Annotated in this window: 6 protein-coding genes; 2 read left to right on the top strand and 4 right to left on the bottom strand. The window is 76.8% G+C overall.

Going from position 1 to position 4,115, the window contains the following annotated elements:
* Positions 1–298, bottom strand: a 298-nt coding sequence (locus EBM89_RS19785) for a TetR/AcrR family transcriptional regulator (RefSeq protein WP_122151299.1), incomplete at its 3' end; no start/stop codon positions are given.
* A 143-nt stretch (positions 299–441) separates the two neighbouring features.
* Between EBM89_RS19785 and EBM89_RS19790 the strand changes: the two genes are divergently transcribed.
* Both EBM89_RS19790 and EBM89_RS19795 read left to right on the top strand, forming a co-directional pair.
* Positions 442–1,008: a hypothetical protein gene (locus tag EBM89_RS19790; RefSeq protein WP_122151304.1), complete on the top strand. Its 567-nt coding sequence runs from the start codon at positions 442–444 to the stop codon at positions 1,006–1,008.
* 112 nt (positions 1,009–1,120) lie between these two features.
* Positions 1,121–2,272 (top strand): glycosyltransferase WbsX family protein, encoded by a 1,152-nt coding sequence (locus tag EBM89_RS19795; RefSeq protein WP_122151300.1) that lies wholly within the window; start codon positions 1,121–1,123, stop codon positions 2,270–2,272.
* On the opposite strand, the gene EBM89_RS19800 is transcribed toward EBM89_RS19795, so the two are convergent.
* The 3 genes from EBM89_RS19800 to EBM89_RS19810 form a co-directional block, all read right to left on the bottom strand.
* Entirely contained in the window at positions 2,206–2,508 is a 303-nt protein-coding gene (locus EBM89_RS19800) for a hypothetical protein (protein ID WP_122151301.1), read from the bottom strand. The genes EBM89_RS19795 and EBM89_RS19800 overlap by 67 nt on opposite strands.
* Before the next feature lie 210 nt (positions 2,509–2,718).
* Entirely contained in the window at positions 2,719–3,390 is a 672-nt protein-coding gene (locus EBM89_RS19805; RefSeq protein WP_122151302.1) for a hypothetical protein, read from the bottom strand.
* Positions 3,387–4,115: RNA polymerase sigma factor (locus EBM89_RS19810; protein ID WP_233571879.1), on the bottom strand; the 729-nt coding region annotated here is incomplete at its 5' end. The genes EBM89_RS19810 and EBM89_RS19805, both read right to left, overlap by 4 nt.

Below are 4,115 nucleotides of genomic sequence, written 5' to 3' on the forward strand. Positions count from 1 at the left end.
GGCCGGGGTGCGCGCGGGCGTAGTCGCGGAACGCGTCGGCGTAGCCCGCGAGCGCCGCGCGGCCGGACCGCCCGGCGACGCCGGTGGCGATGCGGGCCCCGACCTCGGCGAGCGCGAGCGCGGTGAGCCCGTCGAGCAGGGCCTCGCGGTCGCGGACGTGCGCGTACAGGCTGGCGGTCTGCACGCCGAGGCGGCGGGCGACGGCGGTGAGCGTGAGGGCGTCGGAGGAGCCGAGCTCGTCCGCGAGCGCGGCGGCCTCGGCCACGACGCGGGCGGGGGTGAGTCCGACGTGGGCCATGCACCCCAACCTACACCCTGTAGGTTTTTGCCTGTAGAGCGTAGGCGGGACCTCCGTCCGTGTCCCCCGGTGCCCCGCCGTGGGTCGATGGGGTCGCCGGGTCGACGCGCGTCGACGGGACCCCGGCACGGGAGGCCGGGCCGGTGCACGCACACGAGGACGCGTCCGGCATCCGCGTCACCTGGACCCACCTCGGTGCGGACGGCCCGGCCGTGGTCCGCGCGAGCGGGCGCGTGCACGAGGCGCTGTCTGCCGCCCGCGACGGACGCCCGCGGTGCGCGCTCGTGCACGGGTCGCTGACCGTGGGGACGACGCGGGTCGAGATGACCCCGGTGTGGGGCCAGGTGCGCCCGGAGCGCGCCGTGCTCGCGGAGGGCCCGGTCGGCGCGCGCTGGCTGGGGCGGTCGCGCTGGTTCCGCTACGAGGTGCACCGCTGGTCGCCGCACGGCTCCCCCGACGCCCGCTCCGTGACGCCCGCGGCTCGCGCGCTGCTCGCCGCCCTGCCCCTCGTGCCGACCCCGACCTGGGGACGCGACCCCGGCGGCACCGGCGACATGTGGACGTCGAACTCCGTCGTCGCGTGGCTGCTCGTGCGCACCGGGCTCGACCCGGAGGCGCACCGACCCCCGGCCGGGCTGCGGGCCCCCGGCTGGGCCGCCGGGCTCGCGGTGGCGCGCGCCGCCGAGCACGGGAACCGGCACGCCCGCTGACGCCGCCGTGTCGCCTTGCGGGAGCGCCCGGGCGGGCCCATGCTCGTCGCAGAACCGGACAAATCGGGCACGCAGCGCCGCGCACCCGACCCGGTCGACAGGGGGCCTCACCATGGACGACCTCGGTGCGCGCGCGATCGCGTTCTACCTCCCGCAGTACCACCCCGTCCCGGAGAACGACGCCTGGTGGGGGCCGGGGTTCACCGAGTGGACCAACACCGTCCGGGGGCGGCCGCTGTTCCCCGGCCACCGGCAGCCGCACCTGCCCGCCGACCTCGGGTTCTACGACCTGCGGGTCCCCGAGGTGCGCGCCGCCCAGGGCGACCTGGCCCGGGCGCACGGCATCGAGGCGTTCTGCTACTGGCACTACTGGTTCGGCGGCGGGCGCCAGCTGCTCGAACGACCCTTCGCGGAGGTGCTGGCGTCCGGCGCCCCGGACACCGGGTTCTGCCTGGCGTGGGCCAACGAGACCTGGAGCGGCACCTGGCACGGCGCACCCAACCGGGTCCTCGTCGAGCAGACCTACCCCGGCCCGGAGGACGACCGCGCGCACGTGCAGGCCCTGCTGCCCGCGTTCCACGACCCCCGCTACCTGCGCGTCGACGACCGTCCCGTGCTCGTCGTGCACAAGCCCGCGGAGCTGCCCGACCCCGCGGCCTTCGTCGACCGGTGGCAGGCCCTGGCCCGCGCCGGCGGCCTGCCCGGGCTGTACCTGGTCGCCGAGATCTCGGACTGGTTCGACTGGGGCGAGGGGTTCCCGGACGCCGAGGCCGCGGGCTTCGACGCCGGGATCCAGATGCGGATGCCCGTGCGGTTCGGCCGTCGCGAGTTCTGGCGACGCCGCATCGCCCGCCGGCTCTCGCGCGGACCGGAGCGGTACCCCGTGCGCGCGGACTACATGGCGCACCTCGGACTGCGCCCCACCCGGCAGCCCTGCGTGATCGCCAACTGGGACAACACCCCGCGGTCCGGCCGCCGCGGGTTCGTGCTCACCGGGACCGGGCCGCGGGTGCTGCGCCGGCACGTCGCCGACGCCACCGCCCTGCTCGCCGACCGGCCCGCGCAGGAGCGGCTGCTGTGGCTGAAGTCGTGGAACGAGTGGGCCGAGGGGAACTACCTCGAGCCCGACCAGGAGCACGGCACCGCCTGGCTGGAGGCGGTGCGCGACGGGCTGCGGGACGGGACGCGGGCGGCGGCTCAGATCCCGACGCGCGGCAGCGGCCGGGACGAGGTCTCGACGAACTCCAGCGTGATCCGCAGGTAGCGCAGCTCGCGCTGGTCCAGCACCCGCCCCGCCCCGGCGTACGTGATGGTCTCGCCGTCGATCAGCTCCAGCTGGGCCATCGGGGCGTCGACCAGCAGCGTCTCGGTCGTCAGGTCCTCCACCCGCAACGCGCCCGCGGTGCCCTCGATCCGGACGGTGTGGCCCCGCAGGTCGACGGCGCGCAGCAGGGCGCGGGTCTCGCCGTCGCGCAGCAGGATCCGGGTCGGTCGCAGCACAGAGGGTCCTTCCGGGACGGGAGAGCGGCACGGGGCAGCGGGACGGGGCACGCGGCACGGCCCCGCCGTCCGATCGACCACTGACCAGGAACTTCATGGGACCGAGGTCCCGATTCACCTGATCGTGGTCAGCGCTTCCCGCCCGATCCCCACCTCAGCACGCCCGGGGCCGTCCTGCCCGCGTCCCGCACGCGTGTCGCGCGCGCGACCTCAGGGCGCCGGGACCGGCGGCTGCTCCCCGTCCACGATCATCTGCCCCGCGCGGACCTTGGCCTCGCCGAGGTCGACCTGCCAGAGGTCCGCGAGCTGCTCCGCCTCGGCGAGGGAGTACCCGGAGTCGAAGTAGGCCGTCAGCGGGTCGGAGGTGTCGACGGGCTCCGGGGTCTGCTGCGCGGACCCGGGAGCCACCGGCACGTCGGCGCCGTCGAGCAGCAGCTGGCCCGCCTGGGCCTTCGCCGTCGTCGCGTCCACCTGCCACAGGTCCTCCAGCGCCTGCACGTCGCCGACCGTGTACCCGGCGTCCCAGAACGCCGTGTACTGGTCGCGCGTGTACCCCTCGGGCATCGCCGACCAGTCCACGCCGACCGCGTGCGCGACGTTCTCCACCGCGACCGCGAACCCCGAGTACGGGTTGGCGGCCGCCGCGGCGCCCGCGCCCAGCACCACGACCGTCGACGTCACGACACCCGCGGCGGCGACCGTGCCCACGCGGCGGGCCAGCGGGACGACGCGCGCCTGCGTCTGCGCGGCGGCGAGCCGGTCGGCGATCCGGTCCGCGGCGGCCTGCGTCGTGTCCGCGGACGGCTCCCGGTCCCGCAGCGCCGCGGCGACACGGCGCGCCAGGTCGTCGTCGGCACCCGGGTTCGGGCGGTGCTCGGTCATCGCGTCTCCTCGGACGTCGGGTCGGTGGCGCGCAGCGTCGTCAGCGCGCGCGAAGCGTGGGAGCGGACCGTCGCCGCGGAGGTGCCCAGCACCGCCGCGATGTCGACGTCCGCGAGGCCCTCGTAGTAGCGCAGCACCAGGACGGTGCGCTGCCGCGCGGGCAGGTCGGCGAGCCGCCGCCACATGGCGTCGTGCTCGGTGAGGCCGTGCGCGTGGTCGCGCGCGACGTCCGCGTGGGCGGCCAGCACCTCGTCCGACGCGGGCCGGATCGTGCGCACGTGCCAGCGCCGCCGCCACGACAGGTGCTCGTTGGTGACCATGCGCCGCAGGTACAGGTCGGGCCGCTCGGTCAGGGCGATCCGGTGCCAGCGCACGTGCGCCCGCAGCAGCACCTCCTGCACCAGGTCGGCGGCGGTGTGCTCGTCGCCGACCAGGATCGTCGCGTAGCGGAGCAGACCGGGCAGGTGGGTGCGGACCAGGTCGTCCAGCGTCGCCGCCGGGCCGTGGTCGGGTGCGTCGCGGCTGGCGCCGGGCAGGTCGACGGTGCCGATCACCACGCCGGGACCGTCCTCGGGCGCGCGGGCGGCGGGGAACGGGACGACGCGCGGCGTCGGGGTGCTCTCGGGGCCGGTGACGGCGAGCCGGGCGGTCACGCGACCGCCCCCGCCGGTCCGGTGCGGTCGGGTGCGGCGCGACCCGGCGCGGCCGTGCCCGGGAGCGCCGCG

The organism is Cellulomonas triticagri, from assembly GCF_003696205.1.
GTDB lineage: Bacteria > Actinomycetota > Actinomycetes > Actinomycetales > Cellulomonadaceae > Cellulomonas > Cellulomonas triticagri.